Raw genomic sequence first — 26,605 nt, 5'->3', positions numbered from 1 at the left:
CGGGGGCGAAAAGGATAGCGATGTATGCTCAGACGTACAACAGCGCGGCCACGCCGAGCAGGACGGACGGGACGGCGACGAGGGCGTAGACGGCCTTGCTCCACGAGACGACGCTCCTCCCGTCGAGCGGCCCGACGGGCAGCATGTTGAACCCCGCGAGCAGGAGGTTGATGGAGAGGCCGCGCATCCCGAGGTCGACGCCGAGGAAGGCGAGCGGCGCGAATATCGCGGCGAGCGCGAGGTTCGTCACCGGCCCGGCGAGCGCGATGAGGCCGTTCTGGCGCTCGGTGAGCCGGCCACGGTGGACGACGGCGCCCGGTGCGGCGAAGAGGAAGCCCGCGAGCCCGCCGAGGACGGCGAGCGCGAGCATCCCGTAGTCCGCGCGGAACGCCGCGACCTGCCCGTAGCGGACGGCGACGACCTTGTGCGCGAGCTCGTGGAGGAGGAAGCCGATACCCGCCGTGAGGAGGCTCGCCGCGAGCGCGAGCAGGAACGCCCGCGAGGTGACGTAGCCCGCGAGCGCCGTCGCGGTGACGCGCTCGTAGAAGAACGCGAACGCGACACCGAGCGCGAGCCACGCGACGAGCAGGTCCCGCAGTTCGTCGGCGCTGAAGGTGAGCCGCGACGTGAGCGAGGCGCTCACGCGAGCCACCTCGCGCGGCGAGTGTGCGCCAGTCGAACCACCGGTTCGACGTAGTTCACGCGACGAGCCCCCGGATGAGGTCGAGGCTGTTCTGCGCGCCACGCAGGAGCACGGCGAGGACTTCGCCGACGCTGTCGAACGGCCCGCCGACGAGCGGGAGGACGAGCGGGATGAAGAGGAAGCTCGCGATCATGCTCCCGACGTTCGTGAGCGCGACGACGGCGATGAGCCGGAAGAGCGGGACGTCGGTCATCCGCGAGAACACCTCCCTGACGGGGAGCGTCTCGTCGCTCATGATCTCGTTCAGCGTCCCGATGTCGCTGATACGCACGGGCGTGTAGCGCAACTCGACGTAGCCCGCGAACCAGCCGGGCGCCAGCAGGGGATTGATGGAGGTGAGCCACGCGACGGCGCCGCCGACGCCGGCGGACGTCCAGTGTGCGCCGCCGAGGAGCGCGAGTCCGGCGGCGATGACGCCGTTGAAGAGGAACCACGCGACGAAGAGCCGGAGGACGACGGCGTCGTTCACGCCCGCCATCAGGACGAGCACGAAGAACGCGAGGAAGCCGAGCGTGAGGAGCGCGCCGACGACCTTCGCGAGCGAGAAGCGCTTCTCGGCGCGGCCCGTCAGCTCGTCCATCGGCGGCAGCTCCTCGGGGTGGGCGAGGTAGCGCTCGATGCCGGCCCTGTGGCCGGCGCCGACGACGGCGACGACGTGTTTCCCCTGCTCGCGGAGGTTCACGATGTTGTGCGCGAGGTAGGCGTCGCGCTCGTCGATGAGCGCCTCGGCGCCCTCGGGACTGAACTGGCGGAACTCCTCCATCATCGCGGAGACGACGTCGGCGTCCGTGAGGTCCGCCATCGACATCTCCTCCTCTTTGCCGCCGCCGACGCCGAGGACGGCGAGCGCGAGCTGGCCGACCATCCGCAGTTTCTCCCACGCGCTCATGCGCGCCCAGAAGCGCTGGATCGTCACCTGGATGTCGCGGTCGACGAGCGCGACGTCGCTCCCGATGGCTTCGGCCGTCTCGACGGCGGCGAGCATGTCCGCGCCCGGCTGGATGTCGAAGCGCTCGCCCATGCGCTGTTGGACGTAGGAGAGCAGCCAGTACGCGAGGAACTGGAGCGCCATGCTCCCCTGCAGGAGGTCTGCCGGCGCGATCTCGTCGGGCGTCTCGCCCTTCATCTGCCGGTAGCGCCCCTCGTCGAGCTCGACCGCCACCGTGTCCGGGTCTTCTTCCTCGATGACGCGTTCGACCTCCGCGACGGAGTCCGCGGAGACGTGCGCGGTCCCGACGAGCCGCACCGACCCCTCGCCGTCGCGCGCGCTGTCACTCATTGCCGCGAGAGTAGTCACCACCGGGCCTTACGTGTGTCGTCACCGCACGCCGCGCTACCCGTAGCCCTCGCCGCGGATGTCGCCGCCGGAGACGCCGACGCACGAGCAGACGTCCTCGAGCGTCTGCACCATCGCGGACACCCCGCAAGCGTACACTTCGAGCTCCGTGGGGTCGATGCGCGCGTCGATGTCCGTCTCGGGCTCGGCGTCGAGGAACTCGCGGAGACCCACGCTCAGGTCGGGCGCCTCGACGCCGTCCTCGACGTACTTCAGGAGCGTCTGCTGGACGTAGCCCGTCTCGCCCGTCCAGCCCGTGAGGTAGCGTTCGCGCGTGAGACACGGGACGTAGTGGAAGTGCTCGTGGGCGGCGTCGAGCGCGCGGAACTCCTCGCGGAAGGCGCAGTCGTCCGCCCACGCGGTGCCGAGGAAGAGCCAGATGTCGCGGGCCTCGCCCTCGTAGGTGTCGAGCCCCTCCTCGAAGACGTAGCGGATCATCGAGCGCAGCGGCGCGACGCCCGTCCCCGTCGCGAGGAAGGCCATGTCCCTCGCGGAGTGGTCCTGCAGGGTGAAGTCGCCGTTCGGCCCGCGCAGTTCGGGGAGGTGGTCGCCGGGTTCGAGGTCCGTGCAGAGCTTCTCGGAGAGGCGCCCGCCCGGCACGCGGCGGACGCAGAGCGACAGCTCCTCGTCGTTCGGCGAGGACGCGAGCGAGTACGGGCGCGGCGTGCCGCGAAAGCGGATGGTGACGAACTGGCCGGGCGCGAAGTCGAACTCGGTCGCGGGGTCGAAGGCGACCTCGACGAGCGAGGGGTAGTCGCGCTCGTGGCGCTCCCGGAGCACGCCGAGTTTCCGCCGCGTCACTCGCGGGAGGTCGATATCGTGGAGCTCCCGTTCGAGGGCGTTCCACGCGATCCCGTCGTCGTCGATGTGGCGCGTCACGTCCGCGCCGTGCTCGCGGAGGAGTCGGTGGACGGCGCGCCGTATCTCGTCGCCGCGCCGTTCATCGAGCGCGTCCACGCGCGTCACCGTCGCGGTGTCAGTGAGGAGGGGGAGTTCCTCGACCTGCGCGTCCGGCCGAGGGCGTCTGGGTTCGGGCATCGCGTCGTTCGAGGGGCGCCGGCGACGTAAACGCGGCGGGCCTACGTGAGCGCCGCGGCGACGACTTCGAGCGGGTGTCGGATCTCGTAGCCGGTGCCGTGCTCCATCTGCATCGCGCAGGTCGGACACTCCGTCATGCCGACCTCGCCCTCGGCGTCCTCCATGTGGTCGAACATCTCCTCGCCGATCTTCATCGACGTCTCGTACTTCTCCTCCTTCCAACCGTACGTCCCGGAGATACCGGAGCAGGAGTCGCCGACGTCCTCCGCGTCGACGCCCGCGAGGTCATCGAAGAGCTCGAGCGCCTGCCCGTCCAAGCCCTGATTGCGGGCGTGACACGGCGCGTGGTAGGCGAGCGACGCGAGGTGCTCGTCCTCGACTTCCGCGCCGGCGAGTTCGCCCGAGAGGTCCTCCTGCACGCGCAGGTACTCGAGGGCCTCCCACGTGTTCTCGGCGACGTCCTCGATGCCGTCGATGTCGAAGAGCTCCGGGTACTCCTGTCGGAGCGCCATCGAGCACGACGTACACGACGCGATGGCGTCATAGCCCTGTTCGATGAGGTCGCCCATCGAGGAGACGTTCACCTCGGCGTGGCGCTCGGCGTCGTCGAGCATCCCGTTCGCGAACATCGGGGTGCCCGAGCAGCGCTGCTCGGGGACGACGAGCTCGTAGCCGAAGTGCTCGAACACCCGGACGAGGGATTTCGCGACCTCCGGGGTGTTGTAGTTCGCGTAACAGCCGTGGAAGTACGCGACCCTTTTGTCGGCGTCGACGTCCTCGCCGCGGCGCTCGCGTGCCTCGCGGGCGCGTTCGCGCGACCCGTCCGCGCCGCCCTGTCGCTCCCACCACTCGCGGAAGGTCTCCGTGGCGAACTCGGGGAACTCGCGCTCGCTCGTGACGCCGAGCGTCTTCTCCATCGCCCAGCGCGCCGGCCCGAAGTTCATCGCGAAGTTCGCGATGCGGGGGACCTTGCTCGCGAGGAACGCGGACGTCCGGTAGTTCGCGAGGATGCGGTTGCGCCAGTAGGTGAGGCTCGTCTTCGAGAGCTCCTCCTCGACGTACTCGGCGCGCGCGGTGTTGTGCATCTGGGAGAGCCCCACGTCGCTGGGGCACGCGGAGTCACAGCGCATGCAGTTCGAGCACTTCGAGATGGAGTCGTCGACGGAGGCGTCCTCCTTGCGCTTGAGGCGCCACTGCTCGGGGCCCTGGAACTTCGGGCCGGGGAAGTCGTCGTCGACCTCCGCGACCGGGCAGTTCGTGTCGCACGTCGAGCACTTGTAGCAGTCGTCGGCGCCCGGACGGAGGTCGGGCGTCTCCTCGTCGGGGAACACCTCTATCGGTTCGAAGTCGTCGCTGGGGGATTCTGCGTCACTCATTGGGTATCAGCTCCTGCGGCCGCTCCGGCGGCGTCGCCCGTCGCGAGGCTGACGCCCGTTCCGGAGCACTCGGTGGCGAAGTCGTAGCCGCCGATGACGCTCCCGGCGGCGCGGAGGTTCTCGAACTCGATGCGTCCGTCCTCGTCGCGCGGGCGGAGGTCGTCGCCCACGTCGACGCCGAAGCGCGCGTAGGGCTGCTCGCCGAACGCCTCGTCGCGGAACCAGTCGTAGCGGTCCTCGGGCTGGGGGACGTGGCAGTCGAAGACGGGTTCGCGAACGGCCTCGCGGTCCGAATCGAGGCCCTTCCCGACCAATCCTCCAGTCGCGAGCACGAACGAGTCGGCGTAGTGGGGGATGTGCTGGCCGTTGCGCTCGACGACGGCGGCGCTGAGCCGACCCTCACCGTCCGTCTCGTAGTCGACGACCGGCCGGCGGACGGTGTGGACGCCCGCGTCGTCGAGGGCCGCGCGGAAGGCGTACTCGAGTCGGATGCCGGGGAGGCTCGGGGGCCCCATCGGCACCTCGAAGACGTCCGCGTCGAGGTCGGCTTCGAGGGCGGCGCGCACATCTGCAGGGTGCTCCTGTCCGAGTACCGCCGGGAAGCCGACTCGCGGTTCGCCGTCGTGGACGCGCGCGACCCGCGCGGCGAGGCGGCCGCGTTCGCCGTCCGCGTCCTCGTCGAGCGCGTGCGCGTAGCGCGTCACCTTCGCGTCCGCCCGGGGTTCGCCGGGGAAGGAGACGGTCGCGCCGCGCGCGTCGAACGGGACGCCCGCCGCCTCGAGGTGCTCGGCGGCGAGCGGTGCGTCGAAGTCCGTCAGCGTCTCGAAGCCGACCAGCAGCGCGTCCCGGTCGTCGCTCGCGAGGCCGGCGGCGGCGCTCGCCGGATAGCGGGCTGTCGGCTTCACCGTCCCGCCGTGCGTCGGCAGGAGGGCGTTCTTCTCCGTGTGTCCGCCCCGGTACAGCTCGCCCGCGACGGCGTCGAAGCGCTCGAGGCCCGCCCGTATCGCCTCGGCGCCCACGAGCGCGTAGGGGTGGTCGGCCGGCAGGTCGGTGAGGGCGTCGAAGGGGTCGGCGAGCAGCTTCCCGTCCGGCGCGTAGCCGAGGACGTCCACGAGGCCGCTCGCGTGCCGGAGCGTGCTCTGCTTCTTCGTGACGAGCCTGACCGAAGCGCCCTCGTCGGCCGCCGCGAGCGCCGCCGTCATCCCGGCGACGCCGCCGCCGACGACGAGGACGTCGTCCTCAATCGCCATGGATGCCCTCCTCGCCGACCTCGCCCTCTCCGGCGTCCGACCGCCCGCCGTCGAAGGCGTCCCAGTCCACGGCGTCGTCCGTCCGCGCGGGGTCGTTGTCGCGGTTCATCGTCGCGCCGTGGATCGCGCGGTTCAGCATCGCCTGCGAGAGCTGTTCGCCCCAGAGCGCGTGGCGCTGGCCCTTCCAGCGCTCCGCCCAGAGTTCGTCGAGCGCCGCGCGCGCGGTGGCCTCGTCGTGCTCGGGGTGGAGTTCGGCGGCCATTCGGTGCGCACAGCGCCCGCCCTGACAGTTCCCCATCGAGGCGCGCGTCCGGATTCGCACGGCGTTCAGGTCGGTGCCCGAGTCGTCGATGGCGTCCCGCACTTCCGCGCGCGTGACGCCCTCGCAGCTACAGACGACGGGGTTCGGGTCGCAGGACGCGAGGACGTCCTCGGTCCGCGAGCCGAGGCGCTGGGCGCTCCGCCGGGCGACCGGCGAGCGCAGGCCGAAGCGCTCCATCGCCGCCTCGAGGTCGCCCGGACGCTCGCTCCCGGGGAGCGGCGCGTCGGCGGTGTCGCAGGTGGCAGAGACGCCGAGTTTCTCGCAGACGTGGTCGGTGATGGACTCGGCCATCATCCGGTAGGTGGTGAGTTTGCCGCCGACGATGCTCGTCATGCCCGGCACCGCGTCGCGCTCCTCGTGGTCGAGGGTGAAGTAGTCGCGCGTGATGTCCGTCGGGTCCTGCGTCCCCGTTCCGGGCGGTTCGTAGAGCGGGCGGACGCCCCAGAACGAACGGAGCGTCCGTGCCTCTTGGAGGATGGGGACGAGTTCGCTGAGCGTGTCGATGACGAGGTCGACCTCCCATTCCTCCTCGGGGTAGTCCTCGGGGTCGCCGACTTCCTCGTCGGTGGTGCCGAGGATACAGGCCGTCTCGTGGGGGACGATGATGTCCGCGTCCCCCTTCGGCCGACAGCGGTTCACGACGGTGTCGACCTGCCGGGTGTTCATCACTGTCATCACGCCCTTCGAGGGGCGGACGGCGACGTCGAGGTCGGCGTGGTCGCCGATGCGACCCGCCCACGCGCCCGCCGCGTTCACGACGTGGTCGGCGTATATCTCCTCGACTTCGCCGGGCGTCCCGTGCTCGCGGGGGCCCTTCCCGGACTCGTGCGTGACTTCCGCGCCCACGATCTCGCCGCCCTCGACGAGGAGGTCGGTGACTTCGGCGTGTGTCTCGACGCGCGCGCCGTGGTTCTCGGCGTCGACTGCGTTCGCGACGCAGAGGCGGAAGGGATCGACGGCGGCGTCCGGCACCGCGATGGCCTTCTCGACGTCTTTCGCGAGATAGGGTTCGCGCTCGCGTGCCTCGGCGCCCGTGAGGACTTCGGCGGGGATGTCGCAGTCCCGACAGCCCTGTAGTTTCTCCTGGAAGTACTCCTCGTCGTCCTCCGGGCGCTTCACGAAGAGCCCCCCCGTCTCCTCGACGCAGTGGCCGGCGATGTCCCGAAGGACGCGGTTCTCCTCGATGCACTCGCGCGCGCTCGCCTGATCGGAGACGGCGTAGCGGCCGCCCGAGTGGAGCAGGCCGTGCATCCGACCGGTCGTCCCGTTGGTTAGGGTGCCCTTCTCGACGAGGGTCGTGTCGACGCCGCGACGCGCGAGGTCGCGAACGACGCCACAGCCCGTGGAGCCGCCGCCGATGACGAGCACCTCCGTTCTCGTTCCCATGCGGTTCGTGTGTACGTCTCACTCCCGCACCTTATCTTTATCCCCTATCTCGGGGGCACGAGTAAACGACCGGGAGGACAACCTACTTCGGGTCGGCGCGCGCTCGTGGAGGTATGAGCCTCGACGTCGAGACGCCCGACCCGCCCGAGCTCGAGTCCGACGCCGACCTGAGCGACTACGACGATGTGGACGTCGCCGGCGCGAACGACACGCACAGAGACGACCTCGACGCCTTCCTCCGGGAGGGCGCGTGGGAGGAGGGGTTCGCCGAGTGGGCGGCGCAGAGCGACCTCGATGAGTCCGAGTGGGAGATCGTCGAGGACCTCGGGCTGGTCACGGGCTTCGACTTCTTCTGGGACGACTTCGCGGATCGCGTGGGCTATCACGCGCCCGGCCTCCCGGAGGACTGGAAGGAGCGCGACCTCCACCCCGCCCTCGACTCGTGGAGCACCGTCTCGGCCATCAACGCCGAGCTGACCGAGCTCGGGCGCATCGTCTCCGACCGCCTGAAGGCCGACTACGTCGACTGGGACGCCGACTACGAGGCGCCCGACGACCTCCCCGATTTCTGAGGCGAGTTTACCGGCGACGGGCGGGCGGCGGTAGCCGGCGCCGTCGCCGCGCCCGCCCCCCGTACGAGTCGTGTTCGAGCGACCCGACCGAACCGCCGGCGCAAGGCGTCTGTCCCGTGTTCTCGCGACCTCGCCCCGTCGCCATCCCCGGCCACCGACGGGACCCGCCGTTTACTGATGCATGGGCACCGGGAGTAACCTTTATTATTGTTAATTCATATTGACCACTCGGGCGGCGTCGTCGATAAAGAATATGCCGCCCGACGAGACCACCAATGGCAGACACATACGTCGGTTCGATCGATCAGGGGACGACCGGAACCCGCTTCATGGTCTTCGACCACAGCGGGGAGGTCGTCGCGAACGCCTACGAGAAGCACGAGCAGATCTATCCCGAGCCCGGGTGGGTCGAGCACAACCCGATGGAGATCTGGGAGAACACCCAGGAGGTCGTGACGCGCGGCCTCGAGGAAGCGGGCCTCGACGCCGAGCAACTCGAAGGCATCGGCATCACGAACCAGCGCGAGACGACGCTCGTCTGGGACAGGGAGAGCGGCAAGCCCGTACACAACGCCCTCGTCTGGCAGGACCGCCGGACGACCGACCGCGTCGAGGAACTCGAGGCGGCGGACAAGGTCGAGTGGATCCGCGAGAAGACCGGTCTCGAGGCGGACGCCTACTTCTCCGCGACCAAGACCGAGTGGATCCTCGACAACGCCGAGCCCCTGAAGCTGCAGTCCTCACGCTCGCAGGACCTCCGCGACCGCGCCCGCGACGGCGAACTCCTGATGGGCACCATCGACGCCTGGCTCATCTACAACCTCACCGGCGAGCACATCACGGACGTCACGAACGCCTCGCGGACGATGCTCTTCGACATCCACGAGATGGAGTGGGACGAGGAACTCCTCGCGGAGTTCGACGTCCCCGCCGAGATGCTCCCCGAGGTCCGCCCGTCGAGCGACGAGAACTACTACGGCCACACCGACTCGGATGGGTTCCTCGGCGCCGAGGTCCCGGTCGCGGGCGCGCTCGGCGACCAGCAGGCCGCGCTCTTCGGACAGACGTGCTTCGACGCCGGCGACGCGAAGAACACCTACGGCACCGGCTCGTTCTACCTGATGAACACCGGGAACGAGGCCGTCGAGTCCGAGCACGGACTCCTCACCACCGTCGGCTTCCAGATGTCCGGCGAGCCCGTCCAGTACGCCCTCGAGGGCTCCATCTTCATCACCGGCGCCGCCATCGAGTGGCTCGAGGACGTTGACCTCATCGACAACGCCGCCCAGACCGCCGAACTCGCGCGCTCCGTCGACTCCACGGACGGCGTCTACATGGTCCCCGCGTTCACGGGCCTCGGCGCGCCCCACTGGGACGGCCGCGCGCGGGGCACCATCGTCGGGATGACGCGCGGGACGAAGAAGGAGCACATCGTGCGCGCGACGCTCGAATCCATCGCCTACCAGACCCGGGACATCGCCGAGGCGATGGAGGCCGACTCCGGCGTCGAGACCACCAGCCTCCGCGTCGACGGCGGTGCCGTGAAGAACAACTTCCTCTGCCAGCTACAGGCGGACATCATCCAGACCGAGATCGCGCGCCCCGAAGTCGACGAGACCACCGCGCTCGGGAGCGCGTACGCCGCCGGGCTCGCCGTCGGCTACTGGGACACCATCGACGAACTCCGCTCGAACTGGCAGGTCGACCGCGAGTTCGACGCCGAGATGAGTCAGTCGGACGCCGACCGGATGTACGGCCGCTGGGACGACGCCGTCGAGCGCTCCCTCGACTGGGCGCAGGAGGAATAACCGATGTTCCTCCCGCTCCAGACCATCCCCGTCATCGGGATGGAGCCCGGCGCGTTCCTCGTGCTCGTCATCGCCGCGCTCGCCGGCGGGGCGCTCGGCGCCGCGCTCGGCGCGCTCCCCTCGTTCGTCTTCACGGGGTTCGTCGTCTTCCTCGGCGAGGGGCTCGCCATCCTACAGAGCGAGGTCGGCGAACTCCCCAGCGTTCCGAACGGTGAACTCGCCGTCGGCGTCACCGGCGTCATCGGCTTCGGCGCGGTCACCGGCCCCCACATCTCGTTCGCGGCCGGGGTCGCCGCCTCCGCGTACGTCGGGAAGAAGTACCCCGAGATGAACCCGTCCGGCTGGGACTACCACCTCGGAAAGAACATCACGGAAGCCTACGGCACGAAGCCGGACATCCTCGCCGTCGGCGCGATCTTCGGCGTGCTCGGGATGCTCATCGCGAAGCTCTCCGGCGGCCTCGGCCTTCCGACGGACGGCATCGCGCTCTCCGTCTTCCTCACCGCGATGATCGCCCGACTCGTCTTCGGCTACCCGCTCATCGGGAAGCCAGCGGGCGACGGCTACCTCGACATGGGGCCGTTCGAGCGCGAGGAAACCCGCGATCAGGACGGTGACGTCCACGCGGGGAACGCCGGCCGACTCGCCGTCGAGCCGTGGCTCCCCCACCAGTACAAGTGGGTGGGCGTCACCGCCATCGGTCTCGTCGGGGGCGTCCTCGGCGGCTACATCTGGCTCAAGACGGGGAGTATCTTCCTCGGCTACGCCATCTCCGCGATGAGCCTGCTCTTCCTCAACTTGGGCGTCGAGAAGATCCCGGTCACCCACCACATCACCCTCCTCGGCTCCGTCGGTGCGGTGCTCGCGATGTCGATGTTCGGCAGTCCGGTCGCCGCCATCGTCGCAGCAGGCGTCGTCGGCGCGCTCAGCGGCCTCTCCGGCGAGGCCCTCCAGCGCATCTTCTACTCGCACTCCGGCACGCACGTGGACCCGCCCGCGATGGCGATCGCGTTCATGATGTTCATCATCGGCGTCCTCTACCTGCTGGGTGTCCTGCCGAACGCCGGCTATCTCGGCCTCTGACGTTTCGAACCGTCGGCTTTTCACGACGTGAACAGATACCAAACAACGACTATCCCCCACGCAATGAACATCGACGCGAGGATACAGCGACGACGGCAGGAGGCGGACTCGCGCCGGCTCGTCCGCGACTACGAGGTGCTCTCACCCGTTGCTCACATCGAGGAACCCGCGGGTCGCGGACCGGTCGTCGAGCGACTGCTCGACCACATCGACCCCGTCTTCGACGGGACGCTCCCGCCGAACGCGTACGTGCACGGCCCCTTCGGCGCCGGGAAGAGCGCCGTCGTCACGTCGCTCTTCGACCACCTCGAGCGCTTCTCCGCACAGTCCCGCGAAGCCATCTACACGACCACGCGGGCGCGCTCGTCGCGGACCCCGTGGTTCGTCTACGTCGACCTCCGTGAGACAACGAGCGAGTTCGCCTTCTACCACCGCGTGCTCGACGCCGTCGTCGAGGAGTCGGTACCCGAGCACGGTGTCGGTACTCAGGAGATCCAGCGGCGACTTCACGACGCCCTCGGCGGCTCGCGGGCGGGCGCCGTCGTCGCCGTCGACCACGTCGACGCTCCCGGCGTCGCGGACGACGCCCTCGTCGAGTGGCTCTCGGGGCTCCCGAACAACGCCAGTTGGCTCGCCGTCGGCCGGGCCGCCCCGGCCGACGGCGCGCTCTCCGACTACACCGCACGCGACATCGATATCGGCCGCTACCAGCGCCGGGTTCTCATCGACGTACTGATGACGCGCGCGTCGAACGGGCTGGCGCGCCAAGCGTTTGACCACGCGCTCGCCAGCCGAATCGCGGACTGGGCGGACGGGAACGCCCACGACGCGCTCGCGGCGCTCTTCGTCGCCGCCTGCCGCGCCGAGGAGGCGGATCGCGGTCGCATCACCGACGCCGACGTCGACGCCGCCATCGCGGAGGTCCCACACGACGCCGTCTCGCTCGGGACGGTGCTCGCGCTCTCGGCGAACAAACAGCGCGTGTTGCGGGCGCTCGTTGACCTCGACCGTGAGGAGCGCCGCTCGGTCTCCGCGACGACGGAGGCCATCGCGGCCGACCAGGACGTCGACCTCTCGCAGGGAACGATCAAGCGCTACCTCTACGAGCTGGCGGAGGTCGGCGTCGTCGAACGCGTCCAAGCGACCGAGCAGGCCGGAAAGGGGCGCTCGCCGAGCCGCGTCGAGCGCCGGTTCTCCCCGACCGTCTTCCGGACGCTCTACGACCTCCGTCGGTAGGCCACCGCCCACCCGACGCCGCGTTCGCGTCAGGGGCAGCGGCGCCGAAAGTATCAGTAAAGAATAGACGGATACCGGCCGAAGAGAGGAAACACGGAATGGCGGAAAACCTTATGCAGTTGCGGTCTCAAGCACGTATCATGTCCCACACACCGGAGGAAGTTGCGCGGTACGTATGTGATAACTGTCAGTTAATCCACGCCGGGGCTCCGAGCCGAACGCCCGCCGGCAAACGCCGCTTCGAGCCTCCGGCTGAGTGCGGCGGCTGCGGCGCGGACGAGTTCGTCGGCATCGAGAACTGGATCCACCACCGCGCCGACGAGTAGCGCGGCCCTTCGTTTTCGCCGGTCGCTATCGACCCAGCACCAGCGGCCGCGCCGCGGTGTCGTCGTGTTCCGGGGCGAACGCCGCGGTGTGGACCGCCTCGACGGCGTCGCGCTCGGCGTCGCTCCAATCGAGGCGCTCCGCGAAGTCCGCCCAGACGCGCGCGGGCACCGCGAGGTGGTAGGCGTCGGGAGTGCGCTCGACGAGCGGGTCGTCGCGGAACGCCGTCCGCCACTCGTAGACGAGGTCGTCGACGCTCGCGACGCCGGGCGAGTCGCTCGCGAGCGACTGGAGGTCGCCGAGCGCCGCCCGGAGCGCATCGGCGGAGAGGTCGGTGTCGGCGGCGACGTCCGCGACGGTCGCGCGCGAGACGGGAGTCTGCTCTAATTCGGTCATACGTGGGAGAACGTGGTGCGCGGCCTTGAGGCGTTCGCCGCGGCGCGCTCAGTCGAGGACGACGCCGCCGCCGACGCGTTCGAGCGCGACGATGAGCGCGACACCGACGAGCGCCGGCAGGAGGAAGGCGAGCGCGACGCCGGCGTCGAGCGTCCCGACGTCGGCGAACGAGAGGCGGATCGGCGCACGCAGCGCGCCCGCCATCAGCGCGACGAGGAACGTCAGCGTCGCCGCGTGATACTGCTCGAGCGCCCACGCGACGACGCGCGCGAACGTCAGGAGGCCGACGAACGCGCCGAGCGAGAAGACGACGAGCGTCGCCCCGGCGGCGGTCGCCGCGCCCACGTCGCCCGCGAGGACGGCGGCGGTCGTCCCGTGGACGGCGCCCGTCATCCGGTCGTACTGCCCGAGCGTCAGGAGGATGAGCGAGCCCGAGACGCCGGGGAGAACCATCGCACAGATCGCGAGCGCGCCGACGAGGAAGGTCACGAGGGGGTTCGTCGGGAGCTGGCTCTGCGCGGGGCCGCTCGCGAGGAACGCGAGCACGAACCCGCCGGCGGCGACGGCGACGCGGCGCGGCGTCCCGAGGTTCACCTCACCGGCGAGCACGAGCACGGACGCGAGGACGAGCCCGAAGAAGAAGGCGTACGTCGCGACCGGATGCGCGTCGAGGAAGTACTGCACGAGGTTCGCGACGGTGATGACTGCGGAGAGGAGGCCGACACCGAGCACGACGAGGAAGGGGACCTCCATGCGGACGAGTTCGTCGCGGACGGTCGCGCGCGCGTCGGCGTCAAAGGGCGAGCGGACGGCGGGGCCGAGGAGCGCGAGCGCCGCGCGCGGGTCGAGGCTCGCGATGGCGGCGACGAGGCGCCCGTAGATGCCCGTGATGAGCGCGATCGTCCCGCCGGAGACGCCGGGAACGGCGTCCGCCGCACCCATCGCGGCGCCGCGCAGATAGACGCCGAGCCACTCGCGGACACTCATCGCGGGATCAGCCCGCCCGCTCGGTCGACGCGACCGTCGTCACGGCGGACGGTTCCGAGAGGGACGCGCTCGTGTTCCCGGAGTCGGTCTGCGGTTGGAGCGTGAGCTGTTCGAGCGACACCTGCACCGTGGTGTCGGTCGCACCGTTCACCTGTCCCTCGGAGACGTTCGCCGTGTCCGTCCAGTAGGTCTGGTTGTTCATCCCGGAGCCCTCGACGGCGTTGAACTGGTAGGGGCCCTCGGCGCGCACGCTGACGTTCGTGTAGCCGTTCTCCGGGCCGTACTCGTCGTAGCCGGTCGTCGAGTACGGGAGCGTCATCGTGAACTCGCCGTCGGGGCCGGTCTGTGCGCGCTGGGTGTAGGTGAAGTTCTGGCCGACCTGCGTCGCCTCCATCGTCACGCTCGCGGTGACGGTGGTGTTCGCGGGGCCGGTGCCCTGCACCGTCGCGCCGGGGACGCGCTCGTAGAGCTTCGCCCAGTAGGGGAGCTCCTGGAAGTACGAGCCGCTGAGGCGCTGCTGGTAGGAGATCGCCTGGTCGCTCAGCCCGACGAGCCGATAGTGCTCGAGCGCGGGGACGTATTCGCTCGGGTAGCGCCCGATGCCGCCGAGCTGTGACGTCGAGTCGTTCGCGACGTACTCGCGGGCTTCCTCGGTCGAGTTGAACTGCTTGACGACCTGCGTGCTGCTGTCCGCGACGTAGAACTGCCCGGCGTCACCAGCCGTCGAGTCCCAGTCGAGGACGTAGCCGCTGGGGCTCATCGACGAGCCCTGATAGCGGAAGAGCCGGACCATCATCGAGTCGTAGTAGTTCTGCGTGTGCGCGTACGTCCGGACGCTGTAGCCGGCCGACCGGTTCCCCTGATAGAGCGGGTGGTAGAAGTCGTACGCGGAGACGTTCTCGGCGAACACCGTCGGCGCGGAGAACTTCGAGGTGACGGACGCCATCTGCCAGTCGACTGCGACGTAGCGCGTGCGTTCGCTGGCGTCGCCCCTCGAGTCGAGTATCTGGTTCGCCGTCGTCTCGTTCTGCGCGAGCAGGTAGTTCGCGGCGTACGTCGCGCCACCCTGGAACGGGTTGGCGTTCGGGATGCGCTCGCCGAGCACCGTGATCCAGTGCCCGTAGTCCCACCAGCTCATCACGCCGTAACTCCCGTCCGGATAGTCGTAATCGCTCGTCTGCTGGTACGTCCCGTAGTACTCGAGTTGGTCCGCGTTCCCGGTGCCACCGAGGTTCCCCTCCTCGGGCGTGTTGTTCTGCATCCACTGGAGCATCGGGTTCCACGCGAGGACCGACCCGGGGCTCGCGGACGCGCCGACCTGCGACGCCGTGCTCGTCTGGAGTTGCCCCTGCGGCGTGCTGAGCGTCACGGACATCGTGAGCGGCGCGACGAGCAACAGGAGGACGGCGACGACGGCGACGACCTGCGTCGCCTCGACGTCTTGGAGGGCGTCGCGAGCCGACCCGAGGTCGACGTACTCCGAGTGGAGGACGCTCGCCCCCGCGTAGCCGCTGAGGACGGCGACCGGCACCGCGAGGTAGTAGTTGAAGCGCACCTGCGTGAACGCCGCCGCGATGAGGAAGAGCGTCCAGACGACGACGAGCGACTTCTCCGCCGCGTGGTCGCCGAGGACGAGCGACGCGAACAGCAGGCCGCCGACGAGCACGAGGCCGGTGAGCGTCGGCGGGAGGCCGACGTTGCCCGCGACCGTCGGGAGGAGGCCGGGCACCGCGATTACGACCGTGGTGCCGACGAACGCGACGACGGCGAACCACCGCTCGCGGTCGCTATCGCTGTCGTAGAACGGCCGCCAGAGGAGCCACGCGAGCGCCGCGAGCATCGCGAAGAACGCGAGGCCGTAGGAGCTGAAGAAGAGCGCGAAGCGAGAGCCACCGTAACGCGAGAGGCTCCCGAGCCACGGCTGGGCCTCCCCGATGGTTCGCTGGGCGGCGTTCGCGTCGAAGCCGACGAAGCGCATGAAGTTCGACGCGACCATGGAGAAGACGTCAGGGAGGACGACGGAGACGACGCCCGCGCCGACGACGGTGGCGCCGAGGACGGAGAGTGGGTAGAGCGAGCGGTCGAGGTCGCGCGCCTCGAAGGTCCGGGAGAGCCACGCGAGGAAGACACAGGCGGCGGCGACGCCGAGCGCCGCAACCGGCTGGAGGAGGGAGAAACGCGACGGTGAGAACGCGATTGTATCGAAGGGAACGAGCAAGAGGACGCCCGCGACACTCATGCTCGTCGCGCCGACGGACGCGAGATGGTCGGGGCTCCGACCGTTGTAGTGGTTGCTCGCGAGTTTCAGGAGGAAGAAGACGCCGGCGATACCGACGAGGAGGACGCCCGGCGGCCACACCCACATGTAGAGCGCGGTCGCGATCCCGGCGAGTGCGCTCCAGCCGAGGACAGGTTTCAGCGCGCCCCACTCGCGTGCGCGTACCTGCTCCCAGACGGGGCGGTCGCGCTTGGCGACGTGGAGGGCAACGAGGAGTACGGCGACCGCCGACGCCTGAAAGAGCGGTTCGGCGATGTTGTGGTCGGCGGTACCGACGAGGCTGCGCTGGAGGAACATCCCGGGAAGGACGGCGAGAACGAGCGCCGCGATGACGCCAGCCGAACGGCCGGCGAGGCGCTTCCCGAGATAGTACGTCGGGATCACGACGAGAGCCCCGACGACGACAGGCGTGAACAGCACGGTCATCGCGACGGTGTGCTGACTCGGGCTACCGAGACCGAGTAGTAGGGCGACCGTCGCCATCAACTGGTCGAGCAGTGTGCCGAACTGGCCGACGCTGATCCCCGTCGGGAACTGCGTCCACGGGTCGAACGGCATCGTCGCCGGCCAGTGACGCACGACGTACATCGTGCTCCGATAGTGGTACCACGGGTCGTTCCCGCCGAAGAACACCTCGCCGTTCCGGACGAACGCCTGCCAGGACTGTGCACGCACCCACGCCATGAACGCTATGAGGAGGGCAATCACGGGAACGTGATACCAGTCCGCCGCTATATCGAGGACCGGACGCCCGGCGATGGAGGGATCGCCGGACTGTTCACTATCATCGCTCATTACGTCTGACGACACGGAAAGTGAGGATAAGCCTTGTGAAGTGGGGAGCTACCAGGTGAGCCCCTCGTACGTCATTCCCCGGCGCGGTTCAACGACTCGCCGTCCGTCGACGACCACCTGTTCGGCCATCCGCTCGAATTCCTCGTCGAGCGTTGCGAACGCGTCCCAGTCCGTGACGACGACGCACGCGTTCGCCCTGTCAAGCGCGTCAGCCGCCGAGTCCGCATACGCGATGTCCGCGTCCGGGTCGAGCGCCCGCATGTTCTCCATTGCGACCGGATCGTACGCGACGATCTCCGCGCCGCGAGCAGCCAACCTCTCGATGACGGGCACCGCTCGGGAGTTTCGGACGTCGTCGGTGCCAGGCTTGAATGCGAGGCCGAGGACCGCGACGCGTTTACCCGCGACGTCGACGTGCGCGTCAAGGAGTTCGAGAAGGCGCTTCGGTTGATGCTCGTTCACCTCGACCGCCGCCTCCAGCATCGTGGGGTCGTATCCTTCGGCCTTCGCCGCAGCGATGATCGCGTTTGTGTCCTTCGGGAAGCACGACCCGCCCCACCCGAGTCCGGAGCGGAGGAACTGTTCGCCGATCCGGTCGTCAAGGCCAATGGCGTCCGCGACCTCGTAGGCATCGATGCCGAACTCCTTGCACACGTTCCCGATATCGTTGATCAGTGATATCTTTGTCGCGAGGAAGCCGTTGTTCGCGTACTTGATCATCTCCGCCGTCTTCGTGTCCGTCTCAACGACCGCTGGGTTGCCCGCGCGCTCTACGAGCGGCTCGAAGACAGCTGCCATTACATCGCGCGTCTGCTCATCGTCCGCGCCGAGGACGACTTTGTCCGGGTTGAGGAAGTCGCGGACGGCGCTCCCTTCGCGAAGGAACTCGGGGTTCATCCCGACGCCGAGATCGGCCCCGATCGTCTTCCCCGCGGCGTCCGCGACTGTCGGGGCGATGGTGTCCGTCGTCGAGCGCGGGATGACCGTGCTTTTCACAATCACGGTGTGTCGGTCGTCCTTCGCCGCGAGCGTCTCGCCGAGCGACGCCGCGCCCGCCCGCATGATAGAGAGGTCGATGCTCCCGTCGTCGCGCTGCGGTGTCGGCAGACAGAGGAACGTCGCCTCCGTTTCGAGGATCGCCTCGTAGTCTGTCGTCGCGCGGAGTCGACCTGTCCCGTTGGGGCCGGCATGCTCGGCGACAAGGTCCGCGAGACCGTCCTCGTGGATCGGGGCTTCACCGCCGTTCAGCGTCTCTACCGTCTCCTGGTCGATATCGACATTCACCACGTCGTGCCCGAGTTCCGCGAAACACACTGCGATAGTGGTGCCGACGTAACCGGAACCGATGACGGAGAGATACATTTGCTGAACCATAGACCGGCCCGACATATGAAACACGCGTCTGTCACGCGTCCATGGCGAGAGAATCGGGAGTGATGAGAACCCAGCACTAGCCGGTGAACGAGGAGACGCCGTCGCGGGTGTCTTACGAACGACATCCACGAGCGTCCGAATATCGAGGGTGTCGGAGCCCCCAGCATTCCATATCGCCGTCGGCGGCCTCCGTCTTGAAGAGCATTTAGCTCGCCGCGTATGGTGAGCAACTCGGAGAGATAGCTGCCATCAACGGACTATCGCTACTCGGTGAGGCGATGCTCTGCCTCGTCGCGGTCCTCGGGGTAGCCGATGTCGAGGCGCCAGCCGTCGAGGCGAACGGCGTCAATGGTGCGTCCAGAGCGGATCAAGAGATCGATCGCTTCGCTGAGCTCGTACTCGCCGCGGTTTGACGGCTGGACGAGGTGACACGCGTGGAAGATCGCTGGGCTGAACGTGTAGAAGCCCGTCATTACGAGATTCGAGGGGGGGTCATCAGGCTTTTCGACGACCTCGGTGATCTCGCCGTAGTCGTTCGTCACGCAGACACCATAGCGGCCCGCCTCGTCCCACCCAACCTCCTCGACGAGGAACGCGGCGTCCGTACGGTTCTCGCGCTGTCGGTCAACGACGTCCGCGAGGTTCGCCGCGAATACGTTGTCGCCAAGCATCAGCATGAAATCGCCATCAATGTGGTTCTCAACCGTGAGGAGGGCGTGCGCGAGCCCGTTCGCCTCGCGCTGGTGCTCGTACGTGATCGGAATCCCCTCGAACGCGTCGCCATAGTGGCTGATTATCTGCTCTTTCTTGTAGCCGATGACGACGAGGAGTTCGTCCGCGCCGAGCTCCGCGAGCCGCTCGAAGCAGTGCGTGAGGATCGGCCGGCCATCGACCTCGACGAGTCCCTTCGGTTTATCCTCGGTCAGCGGCCGGAGGCGGGTCCCTTCGCCCGCGGCGAGCACGACAGCTTGCATAGGCAGGAACTTGGACGCGGGGAGGTTAAAATTCACTCACTACGCGTGGGTGGAACCGTACCAGCGAACACTACGTTTTTGCGCGGTGCCGTGTACCCTTGGGTATGACGACCGATCCTTCGGCAGTGCACCTCCCGGACGCAGGCCCGGAGAACCCTTACCAGCGTGACCTTGCTAATGCACTAGAGGATGCGGGTGTCTCGACGACGCTAATCGACCCAGATGGTCCCGGTCTGTTCGCGGCCCTCCGCGCGGCCCGCGGGAACGACGCGGATGTCGTTCACCTCCACTGGCTCCACGCGTTCTACTACGGCGACAACCTCGCTGAGACGGCGGTGAAGAGCGTCGCGTTTGCGCTTGAAGTCCTCCTTCTCCGTCTTCTCGGCTTCTCGCTCATCTGGACGGCGCATAACGTGGTCCCACACGACGTCGACTGGCCCACATACCATCGAGTCTACCGCCGACTCTTCGTCTCGTTCGCCGCCGATTCGGTTCTCGTCCACTGTCCCCGTTCTGAGGATATCCTCATCGAGACGTACGGGCTGGCCGAGTGCCACCGAGAGAAGTTCCACGTCGTCCCGCACGGGAACTACATCGGGGACTACGCGAACGACATCTCGCACGAGGAGGCACGCGAGACGCTGTCGCTCGACGACGAGACGACTTTCCTCTTCTTCGGGAACCTCCGCCCGTACAAGGGCGTCGAGGGACTCGTCGACGCGTTCGAGCGATTGAATGCGCCGAACACGCACCTAATTGTCGCGGGGAATCCGGCGTCAGAGCGCTACGGACGACACCTTGAGGAAGTCGTCGGCAACTGCGACGACGTCACGCTCGTCGCCGAATTTATCCCGGACGACGACCTCCAGACGTACTTCAATGCCGCCGACGCTGCCGTCTTCCCATTCCGCGACGTCCTCACGTCCGGCAGCGTGGTGTCCTCTCTCTCCTTCGGGTGCCCGCCGATCGTACCCGATATCGGGTGCAACGACTACCTCGTTGGCGAGAACGCGGGGATCGTCTACGACCCCGACGAGCCGCTCGAAGACGTCCTAACGGACGCGTGCAATGCAGACCTCGTTTCGATGCGTGAGGACGCGATGCTGCGCGCCGAGTCGCTCAACTGGGGACCGATTGGTGAACGGGTTGCCGACATCTACGAGTGCGTGACCGCCCGCTGACTCGGGTCGTATTTACGCAGTGCGGTTCAACACGTGGTCGATGGATCTCTCATCATGGCTCGCAGCCCGTCCTCGCGTCGTCCGTGAGGAGGGGTTCGGCCCTGCCGTCTCACTGAGCGTACAGGACGTCGCGCGCCAACTCGGCCGCCTCGCACTGCCGTATGACCCCAGAGAGACGCCGGTGTACGAACGCGAGTGGGATGCACTCGTATTGCTTGACGCCTGCCGGGTTGACGCGCTCGCGGCCGTTACGTCCGAGTACGAGTTCCTCCCAGATGAGATTCCCTCGATCCGTTCGACCGCGAGCGCGTCGAAGGACTGGATGCGCACGAACTTCACGGAGGCATATACCGACGAGATCCGTCGGACGGCGTACGTGACAGCGAATCCATTTAGCGAAGGCCAGGTCGATTCGGACGCGTTCGTGGACGTCGACGAGGTGTGGACATACGGATGGGACGAAGGCGTGGGCACGGTCCCCGCGCGGCACGTCACGGATCGAGCGGTCGCGGCGGGGCGCTCGAGCGACTGCGAGCGTTTGCTCGTTCACTACATGCAACCCCACTTTCCGAGTGTCCCCGACCCGATCGGCTCCGGTATCGATATCGAGACATTTGGGGAGGGATGGCACTCCGTTTGGGATCGCCTGGCGGCAGGCGAACTATCGCGCGAACGCGCGTGGGATTCCTACCTCGCGAATCTGCGATACGTGCTCAACGACGTGGTAGTGTTGCTCTCGAACCTTGACGCCGAGCGCGTCGTAATCTCCGCCGACCACGGGAATTCCTTCGGGGAGTGGAACGTCTATGGTCACCCGCCGGGGTGTCCGATCGGAGCGGTGCGCCGTGTTCCGTGGGTGGAGACAGAGGCGACGGACACGGGCGAGTACGAACCGACGTTCGAACGTCCAGCCGACGTCGACAAGGCGACGTCGGAAACCGTCGAAAAGCGCCTCCAGAACCTCGGTTACGTCTGACCTACTGGACCGACCGATAGACGTCAAGCATCTCCGCGGTGATGCGCTCGGGCGCGTACCGTTCGCGGACGCGTTCGCGGTTGTGCGCGCCGACGGAATCCTCGCGTCCGCGGAGTCGGCCAACGGCCTCAACGATGGCGCTCGGCGTCCCGGGGGCGAACCGGCAGAGGCGGTCATCGATGACTTCGGCGGGCCCACCAATGTCGGAGACGAGGACCGGGAGGCCGGTTTCCATGGCCTCGAGTATCGTCCGGCCGAACGGCTCCGGCCAGACCCCGGGGTGAACGAAGACGTCCGCCGTCGCGTACCGATCGCGGACGCGGTCGTATGGGACGCGGCCCGTGAACGTCACGCGGTCCGTGATGCCGAGCGATGCAACGAGCTGACGGAGGGAGTCGTCCTCGGGGCCGTCGCCGACGACAGTCAGGGACGTGTCCCCGGGAAGGTCGGAGACGGCGCGTACGAGCGACTCAACGCCCTTCTCGGGAATAAGGCTCCCGACGTAGAGGAGTTCGTAGCCATTGCCATCGGGGCGGCGTTCGGGCGGGTCAAAAGACGGATCAAGCATGTTCGGTACGACGCTGAAGCTGGCGTCGCCGAAGCCGTTTCGCCGATAGACCGCAGCGCTCGCCTCACTCAGCGTGACGAATCGGTCTAGACGGCGCATGTACGACCGGAGGACGCGGCCGGTCGTCGGCATCGCGAGCACCTCGTAGGCGTGGCGACTCGGCTTCGGCTGAACGCCGAACGCAGCCTTCGGGAGAACGTCGTAGGAGTTTAGCGTCGCGACGCCTGGGACCCCGTGACGCTCGGAGAGGTAGCCCGCGACGGGATTGAGCGCCATGTTGTAGGCGTGGAGGACGTCGCATGCCGCAACCTCCTCCGCGTACTCGCGGAGCGCGAGCACCGCCTGCATATTCGCCACCTCGGGTACCCGGTTGAGCACGTCGGCGACGCGATGGACGACGACGCCGTCCTGGCGGGTCGTCTCGTCCGCACCGTCGAAGGCGAAGACGCGGAGGGACGTCACGTCGTCGTGGGCGGCGAGGTGCTCGGCGAGCAACTGGACGCTGACCTCGCCGCCGCCCCGCATCGTCGGCGGATATCGCGGTGTGATGACCCCGACTCGCATCGTCCGTTGTTCTCTCACGCGACACATAGGTATTCCCTTCTCATATCCATAAACAGGGTTAAACCACCGACGAACGGAACTGTGAACGATGTTGGCGTGTAGCGTGGCGATGTGAACCTCAACATGGCGGAGACGCTGGAGCGCTTGCTTGTCTTCCGGGGCGGTCGCCGAGCGCGCGTGCGACCGCGATACGTCGTGCCTCAGTGGGGAAGATCGGCGACATCTCGGAACGCTGTGCGGATGACGACCCCCGACAGGCACGGTTAAGGCCGTGGTGTCACAAGCCGCGGTCATGACGGACGATGTCGCCGTGCTCCACGACCGCTTCCCAACGATTGGGGGAAGCGAGACGTTCGCCATTGAGGCCGCACGCGTCCTCAACGCACCGATATACACGATGTATGTCGCAGACGACGTTGACGTCCCGGACGACGTCGAGGTGTACGCGATGCGCCAGTCGAAGTACACGACGGGGCTGAGCGGCCGCCTCCTCGACTGGCGGAACGGCGGGATGAACCCCTTCGAGTCCGCGAGTGTCGGGATCGACATGACGGAGGGCGTTGCCGAACTTGAGGCCTACGAGGTTCTCCTCGAGAGCGGGCCGCTCTCGAAGTACTACGTCCCGGCGGCCGACCAGCGCGTCGTCCACTACCCGCACAGTCCGCCGCGGTGGCTCTATGATCTCTTCCGGAGTCGGATGACGGACCTCAACTACCCCGGCGTCGGGTTTGCAGCCCGCGCGTACGCGAAGATCTGGCGCGCGCTCGATAAGGAGGCGCTCGACTACGTGGATACGTTCGTCGGGAATTCGGAGGTGATCCGCGACCGCATCCGGCGCTACTACGGCCGCGACGCCGAGGTCGTCTACCCACCCGTGACGGGCGACTGGCGCAACGAAGGTGACGATGGTTACTTCGTGACGTGGTCGCGTCTTGATAGCGAGAAGCGGATCGACCTGATCGTGGAGTCTTTTTCCGGCCTTGAGGACCGCCTCGTCGTCGCGGGTGACGGCGAAGAACGCGAACGGCTCGAGTCGATCGCTGCCGGACACGACAACGTCGAGATACGTGGGTTCGTCGACGACATCGAGTCGCTCGTCGCGAACGCCACTGCGGTGGTCTACGCGCCCATACAGGAGGACTTCGGACTCGTCGGTGCGGAAGCAATGATGGCCGGTAAACCCCTCCTCGGCGTCGACGAGGGGTTCACGGCGTCTCAGGTTGAGGAGGGGGTCACAGGACTCACGTTCGACCCGACGGTCGAGTCGCTACGCGCAACGGTCGGGGAGTTCGATCCCGCGGACTTCGACGCCGAGACGATACGACAACACGGCGACCAGTACCGCTACGAAGCGTTTGCCGAGGGGCTGCGGGAGGTCGTTTTCGAGGGTGAAAAGCGGTTCGTGAACGCAGAGGAGTAGCCAGCGATAGTTGAGAGAAGTTTGAAACTGTCTCTGAGTCTATAAAACGGGGGGCGCCCCAACGGGGAACCATAGCCCGGACAGTGCTGCTCTCGATGGACGCGTTTCGCGCGGATCGGTTCTTGGCCGACTGTCTCCCATAGTCTTGAGAGACGTTCGACGAGGGATTCTGCGTCTTTCAGAAGGCGTACCCGCACGGTACGGCGACGCCGCGGACGGGGCCGTCGTCACGAAGTCGAACAACGCGCTCCGCGTCACGGCCGACGACGGATGGCTCGTCCGCCGACGTGACGGGAGCGAGGACGCGGACGGCACGGTCACGGACGAGATGTGCGAGGTTGCCGACGCGGCGTCGTTCCCCAGTGTCCCCCTGCTCAGCGGCGACGTCCTCAAGATGGACACAAGCGAGAGTGTCGAGGACCACCTCGAAGCGCTCGGTTACCGGTAGACCGGTACGAATAAGCCCGTTATCGTCCGCGTATAACGCGTGCACCTCTGCCAGGTCGCCCCCTACGTCACGTATCCGCCGCAGATGGGAGGAGACCACCGCACGCATGGCCTCGTGAAGGAGTTTCCGGCGGCGGGCGACACCGTCGTCCGGTACTGTCAGGGCGGATCGCCCGCGATGTACAAGTCGCTCGACCTCCGCCGAAACGTCCGAATCGCGGACGGCTACGACGAGTACCGCCACTTACACCCGCTTCACGAAGTGGTGAAGTCGCCGATGCTGCTCGGCTACCCGAACCTCCTCGCGGGCCGCGCGCTCTCACTCGCGAACGATGGGCTTCCCGGGATGCTCGACGACGCGGATGTCGTCCTCGCGCGCGAACCCTGGCAGACGCCCTACGTCCTCGACGCCGTCGACGACTCGACGCCCGTCGTCTTCTCCAGCCACAACGTCGAGATGGAGCGCTTCGGAGACATAGATCAGCCACTCTTCGAGGACCGCGTCGAACGCCGCGTCGCCGCGCTCGAACGCCGCTCCGTTGAGGGATCGGACCTCGTGGTCTGTACGAGCGAGCGAGATGCGCGCGTCTACCGCGAGACGTACGACCCGGGCGGACCCGTCATCGTTGTCCCGAACGGCACCTACGAGAGCGACATCCGCGAGCATCGTCCGCACTCCTCTGCCGCGCGCGGGTGCCGGCGCTCGCACGGTATCCCGGCGAACGCGACCGTCTGCGTCTTCATGGGGAGCAACTACGAGCCGAACGCGGAGGCTGCCCACGCGGTCGTCGACATCGCCGATCGAATGCGCGACACCACGCCGCCCGTTCACTTCCTGATCCTCGGCGGCGTCGGGAACGCCCTCTCTGGACGCGACCTCCCGGCGAACGTCACCGTGACGGGGTACGTCGAGGATGGCTTCGAGGCGCACCTCGATGCCGCAGATGTCGCGTTGAATCCGATGCTTTCCGGGGGCGGAACGAACATCAAACTGATCGACTTCTTCGCGCGGAGTCTCCCCGTCGTCTCCACGCCGTTCGGCGCGCGCGGGATCGACGCCGCGGACGGCGCGGAACTCGTTGTCGCCGGCCTCGACGCGTTCCCTGACACTATCGCGTCGCTCGCCTCCGACCCCGAGAGATGTCGCGACATCGGGCGAGCAGCCCGACTGCTCGCCGCCGAAGAATACACATGGGAAGCCGGGTCGCGGGCGCTCCACGAGCGGATCATCGAGGATTTCGGGCCGTTCTAGTCGATGATAATACCGGCCTCGTCCACGTCGAATATCGCGCGGCCACGCGGCCCGACGGCCTCCCAGTCCAACTCGACGCCGAGGTAGTCCGCCATCTCCTCAGCCGTCATGTGGGTCCGTCGAACCGCCTCCTTGTAGCGGCCGATGTCCGTGAACTCCGGTGGCGCCTCGTAGTGCGGACCACGTAGGGATCGGAGATAGGCGAACGGCGCGAGCACGAGATGCGCGAGACCACGATACCACTCGAGTTCCTGTCCGCCCTCCTCGCGGATCTCCTCGCACGCCCACCGAACGTACGGCCAGAAGTGGAGACCGCTCTGGAACTGAACGGCCATCGTCTCGAAGCCGACTTCGAAGCGCTCGCGGAGAGAGCGGTCGTAACCGAGCGAGTATTCGACGTTGCGGTGTTCGAGGCTCAGTAGCGACCCGTTCGCAATGAGACGGCGGAAGAAGTCCCGGTCCTCGCCGTAGCCGAGAGAGCGGTACGGCACATCGAGCAGCAGGTTCCGAGGTGCGATGTAGAGGCCGACTCCGAGAAGGAAGAAATCGCCGTCGAAGCCTACCTCGAACTGGTGGTAGAGGTCGACGAACTCCCGGATACACTGCGTGTACTGGTCGTCCGTGTCGAGTGACGCGAGGACGTAGTTGCCGCGCGCCTCCTCGAAGGAGTGGTTTCGGGCCTCCGCGAGGTTATCGTTGTCTGCGTCGTAACACACGCGGAGTCTGTCGTACTCCGCCTCGAGGCGTTCGAGTATCTCGACGCTCCCGTCCGTCGACCCGTCGTCGATAACCACCACCTCGAAGCGGTCGTCGAGTTGCTCGACGACGCTCGTTACGGACATCTCGATAGTCTCCACCATATTGTAGTTACTCATCGCGACAGTGTACTGAGGCGCCGACATTGCCCGTGATTGCCACCGGTCGATAATCGGTGTTTCGCTGCCCCTGATCTTACTTGA

General features: G+C 67.5%; 23 protein-coding genes. 10 read left to right on the top strand and 13 right to left on the bottom strand.

The features are described 5' to 3' along the window. Positions 1-28 precede the first annotated feature (28 nt). Genes IEY12_RS00960 through glpA form a run of 6 tightly spaced genes read right to left on the bottom strand, consistent with a single transcriptional unit; the run spans position 29 to position 7,411 of the window. On the bottom strand, positions 29-643 hold the full coding sequence (locus IEY12_RS00960; RefSeq protein ID WP_188876655.1) for a zinc metalloprotease: 615 nt from the start codon (positions 641-643) through the stop codon (positions 29-31). Positions 644-698: 55 nt separating this feature from the next. Next, a complete protein-coding gene (locus tag IEY12_RS00955) occupies positions 699-1,982 on the bottom strand; it encodes a TraB/GumN family protein (protein WP_188876653.1) in 1,284 nt (427 codons plus the stop codon). 54 nt (positions 1,983-2,036) lie between these two features. After that, positions 2,037-3,077: a ferredoxin--NADP reductase gene (locus IEY12_RS00950; protein ID WP_188876651.1), complete on the bottom strand. Its 1,041-nt coding sequence runs from the start codon at positions 3,075-3,077 to the stop codon at positions 2,037-2,039. A 41-nt stretch (positions 3,078-3,118) separates the two neighbouring features. Beyond that, entirely contained in the window at positions 3,119-4,453 is a 1,335-nt protein-coding gene (locus IEY12_RS00945; RefSeq protein ID WP_188876649.1) for an anaerobic glycerol-3-phosphate dehydrogenase subunit C, read from the bottom strand. Beyond that, positions 4,450-5,703: a glycerol-3-phosphate dehydrogenase subunit GlpB gene (gene glpB / locus IEY12_RS00940; RefSeq protein WP_188876647.1), complete on the bottom strand. Its 1,254-nt coding sequence runs from the start codon at positions 5,701-5,703 to the stop codon at positions 4,450-4,452. Before glpB ends, IEY12_RS00945 begins: the two co-directional genes overlap by 4 nt. After that, positions 5,693-7,411: an anaerobic glycerol-3-phosphate dehydrogenase subunit GlpA gene (gene glpA, locus IEY12_RS00935; RefSeq protein WP_188876645.1), complete on the bottom strand. Its 1,719-nt coding sequence runs from the start codon at positions 7,409-7,411 to the stop codon at positions 5,693-5,695. Before glpA ends, glpB begins: the two co-directional genes overlap by 11 nt. Before the next feature lie 113 nt (positions 7,412-7,524). Between glpA and IEY12_RS00930 the strand changes: the two genes are divergently transcribed. The 5 genes from IEY12_RS00930 to IEY12_RS00910 all read left to right on the top strand — a co-directional run bounded on the left by IEY12_RS00930 (position 7,525) and on the right by IEY12_RS00910 (position 12,436). Then, positions 7,525-7,983 carry a DUF7992 family protein gene (locus tag IEY12_RS00930; protein WP_188876643.1) on the top strand — a complete coding sequence of 153 codons (459 nt, stop codon included), beginning with the start codon at positions 7,525-7,527 and terminating at the stop codon, positions 7,981-7,983. 275 nt (positions 7,984-8,258) lie between these two features. Next, positions 8,259-9,791 (top strand): glycerol kinase GlpK, encoded by a 1,533-nt coding sequence (glpK, locus tag IEY12_RS00925; protein WP_188876641.1) that lies wholly within the window; start codon positions 8,259-8,261, stop codon positions 9,789-9,791. 3 nt (positions 9,792-9,794) lie between these two features. Beyond that, positions 9,795-10,874: a DUF7973 family transport facilitator gene (locus tag IEY12_RS00920; RefSeq protein WP_188876639.1), complete on the top strand. Its 1,080-nt coding sequence runs from the start codon at positions 9,795-9,797 to the stop codon at positions 10,872-10,874. Between the two features lie 63 nt (positions 10,875-10,937). Then, the gene (locus tag IEY12_RS00915) at positions 10,938-12,110 is read left to right on the top strand and encodes a Cdc6/Cdc18 family protein (protein WP_188876637.1); all 1,173 of its coding nucleotides are present in this window, start codon (positions 10,938-10,940) and stop codon (positions 12,108-12,110) included. Between the two features lie 140 nt (positions 12,111-12,250). Next, positions 12,251-12,436 carry a hypothetical protein gene (locus tag IEY12_RS00910; protein ID WP_188876635.1) on the top strand — a complete coding sequence of 62 codons (186 nt, stop codon included), beginning with the start codon at positions 12,251-12,253 and terminating at the stop codon, positions 12,434-12,436. 25 nt (positions 12,437-12,461) lie between these two features. On the opposite strand, the gene IEY12_RS00905 is transcribed toward IEY12_RS00910, so the two are convergent. The 5 genes from IEY12_RS00905 to aglF all read right to left on the bottom strand — a co-directional run bounded on the left by IEY12_RS00905 (position 12,462) and on the right by aglF (position 19,238). Next, on the bottom strand, positions 12,462-12,830 hold the full coding sequence (locus IEY12_RS00905; RefSeq protein WP_188876633.1) for a DUF8048 family protein: 369 nt from the start codon (positions 12,828-12,830) through the stop codon (positions 12,462-12,464). 48 nt (positions 12,831-12,878) lie between these two features. Then, positions 12,879-13,817: a DUF368 domain-containing protein gene (locus IEY12_RS00900; protein ID WP_229870820.1), complete on the bottom strand. Its 939-nt coding sequence runs from the start codon at positions 13,815-13,817 to the stop codon at positions 12,879-12,881. 7 nt (positions 13,818-13,824) lie between these two features. Beyond that, complete coding sequence (locus IEY12_RS00895) at positions 13,825-16,890, bottom strand: oligosaccharyl transferase, archaeosortase A system-associated (RefSeq protein WP_188876631.1); 3,066 nt, start codon at positions 16,888-16,890, stop codon at positions 13,825-13,827. A 48-nt stretch (positions 16,891-16,938) separates the two neighbouring features. Then, the gene (gene aglM / locus IEY12_RS00890) at positions 16,939-18,252 is read right to left on the bottom strand and encodes a UDP-glucose 6-dehydrogenase AglM (RefSeq protein ID WP_188876629.1); all 1,314 of its coding nucleotides are present in this window, start codon (positions 18,250-18,252) and stop codon (positions 16,939-16,941) included. 275 nt (positions 18,253-18,527) lie between these two features. Further along, entirely contained in the window at positions 18,528-19,238 is a 711-nt protein-coding gene (gene aglF / locus IEY12_RS00885) for a UTP--glucose-1-phosphate uridylyltransferase AglF (RefSeq protein WP_188876627.1), read from the bottom strand. Positions 19,239-19,342: 104 nt separating this feature from the next. On the opposite strand from aglF, the gene IEY12_RS00880 reads away from it, so the two are divergent. Beyond that, positions 19,343-20,419 (top strand): glycosyltransferase, encoded by a 1,077-nt coding sequence (locus IEY12_RS00880; protein ID WP_188876625.1) that lies wholly within the window; start codon positions 19,343-19,345, stop codon positions 20,417-20,419. 40 nt (positions 20,420-20,459) lie between these two features. Continuing rightward, positions 20,460-21,395 carry an alkaline phosphatase family protein gene (locus tag IEY12_RS00875; RefSeq protein WP_229870816.1) on the top strand — a complete coding sequence of 312 codons (936 nt, stop codon included), beginning with the start codon at positions 20,460-20,462 and terminating at the stop codon, positions 21,393-21,395. A gap of 1 nt (position 21,396) precedes the next feature. Here IEY12_RS00875 and IEY12_RS00870 read toward each other — a convergent pair whose 3' ends face one another. Beyond that, on the bottom strand, positions 21,397-22,527 hold the full coding sequence (locus IEY12_RS00870; RefSeq protein WP_188876623.1) for a glycosyltransferase family 4 protein: 1,131 nt from the start codon (positions 22,525-22,527) through the stop codon (positions 21,397-21,399). Between the two features lie 292 nt (positions 22,528-22,819). Here IEY12_RS00870 and IEY12_RS00865 point away from each other — a divergent pair, with 292 nt between their 5' ends. The 3 genes from IEY12_RS00865 (at position 22,820) to IEY12_RS00855 (ending at position 25,646) form a co-directional block, all read left to right on the top strand. Next, entirely contained in the window at positions 22,820-23,947 is a 1,128-nt protein-coding gene (locus IEY12_RS00865; RefSeq protein ID WP_188876621.1) for a glycosyltransferase, read from the top strand. A gap of 145 nt (positions 23,948-24,092) precedes the next feature. Further along, complete coding sequence (locus IEY12_RS00860; protein WP_188876619.1) at positions 24,093-24,395, top strand: hypothetical protein; 303 nt, start codon at positions 24,093-24,095, stop codon at positions 24,393-24,395. 39 nt (positions 24,396-24,434) lie between these two features. Continuing rightward, complete coding sequence (locus tag IEY12_RS00855; protein ID WP_188876618.1) at positions 24,435-25,646, top strand: glycosyltransferase; 1,212 nt, start codon at positions 24,435-24,437, stop codon at positions 25,644-25,646. Here the strand turns inward: IEY12_RS00855 and IEY12_RS00850 are convergent. Further along, complete coding sequence (locus tag IEY12_RS00850; RefSeq protein ID WP_188876616.1) at positions 25,643-26,521, bottom strand: glycosyltransferase family 2 protein; 879 nt, start codon at positions 26,519-26,521, stop codon at positions 25,643-25,645. The two genes, IEY12_RS00855 and IEY12_RS00850, sit on opposite strands and share 4 nt — an antisense overlap. Positions 26,522-26,605: the final 84 nt, after the last annotated feature.

Source organism: Halarchaeum grantii, assembly GCF_014647455.2.
In the GTDB taxonomy this organism is placed as follows: Archaea; Halobacteriota; Halobacteria; order Halobacteriales; family Halobacteriaceae; genus Halarchaeum; species Halarchaeum grantii.
Note: the sequence above shows the minus strand (reverse complement) of the source record. Positions and strands in the feature narration are given on the sequence as shown.

Bases quoted from the DNA above. Each gene is read 5' to 3' on its own strand.
- IEY12_RS00955 (WP_188876653.1), bottom strand. From the start codon at position 1,982: ATGAGTGACAGCGCGCGCGACGGCGAGGGGTCGGTGCGGCTCGTCGGG.
- IEY12_RS00950 (WP_188876651.1), bottom strand. From the start codon at position 3,077: ATGCCCGAACCCAGACGCCCTCGGCCGGACGCGCAGGTCGAGGAACTC.
- IEY12_RS00945 (WP_188876649.1), bottom strand. From the start codon at position 4,453: ATGAGTGACGCAGAATCCCCCAGCGACGACTTCGAACCGATAGAGGTG.
- glpB (WP_188876647.1), bottom strand. From the start codon at position 5,703: ATGGCGATTGAGGACGACGTCCTCGTCGTCGGCGGCGGCGTCGCCGGG.
- glpA (WP_188876645.1), bottom strand. From the start codon at position 7,411: ATGGGAACGAGAACGGAGGTGCTCGTCATCGGCGGCGGCTCCACGGGC.
- IEY12_RS00930 (WP_188876643.1), top strand. From the start codon at position 7,525: ATGAGCCTCGACGTCGAGACGCCCGACCCGCCCGAGCTCGAGTCCGAC.
- glpK (WP_188876641.1), top strand. From the start codon at position 8,259: ATGGCAGACACATACGTCGGTTCGATCGATCAGGGGACGACCGGAACC.
- IEY12_RS00920 (WP_188876639.1), top strand. From the start codon at position 9,795: ATGTTCCTCCCGCTCCAGACCATCCCCGTCATCGGGATGGAGCCCGGC.
- IEY12_RS00915 (WP_188876637.1), top strand. From the start codon at position 10,938: ATGAACATCGACGCGAGGATACAGCGACGACGGCAGGAGGCGGACTCG.
- IEY12_RS00910 (WP_188876635.1), top strand. From the start codon at position 12,251: ATGTCCCACACACCGGAGGAAGTTGCGCGGTACGTATGTGATAACTGT.
- IEY12_RS00905 (WP_188876633.1), bottom strand. From the start codon at position 12,830: ATGACCGAATTAGAGCAGACTCCCGTCTCGCGCGCGACCGTCGCGGAC.
- IEY12_RS00900 (WP_229870820.1), bottom strand. From the start codon at position 13,817: ATGAGTGTCCGCGAGTGGCTCGGCGTCTATCTGCGCGGCGCCGCGATG.
- IEY12_RS00895 (WP_188876631.1), bottom strand. From the start codon at position 16,890: ATGAGCGATGATAGTGAACAGTCCGGCGATCCCTCCATCGCCGGGCGT.
- aglM (WP_188876629.1), bottom strand. From the start codon at position 18,252: ATGTATCTCTCCGTCATCGGTTCCGGTTACGTCGGCACCACTATCGCA.
- aglF (WP_188876627.1), bottom strand. From the start codon at position 19,238: ATGCAAGCTGTCGTGCTCGCCGCGGGCGAAGGGACCCGCCTCCGGCCG.
- IEY12_RS00880 (WP_188876625.1), top strand. From the start codon at position 19,343: ATGACGACCGATCCTTCGGCAGTGCACCTCCCGGACGCAGGCCCGGAG.
- IEY12_RS00875 (WP_229870816.1), top strand. From the start codon at position 20,460: ATGGATCTCTCATCATGGCTCGCAGCCCGTCCTCGCGTCGTCCGTGAG.
- IEY12_RS00870 (WP_188876623.1), bottom strand. From the start codon at position 22,527: ATGCGAGTCGGGGTCATCACACCGCGATATCCGCCGACGATGCGGGGC.
- IEY12_RS00865 (WP_188876621.1), top strand. From the start codon at position 22,820: ATGACGGACGATGTCGCCGTGCTCCACGACCGCTTCCCAACGATTGGG.
- IEY12_RS00850 (WP_188876616.1), bottom strand. From the start codon at position 26,521: ATGAGTAACTACAATATGGTGGAGACTATCGAGATGTCCGTAACGAGC.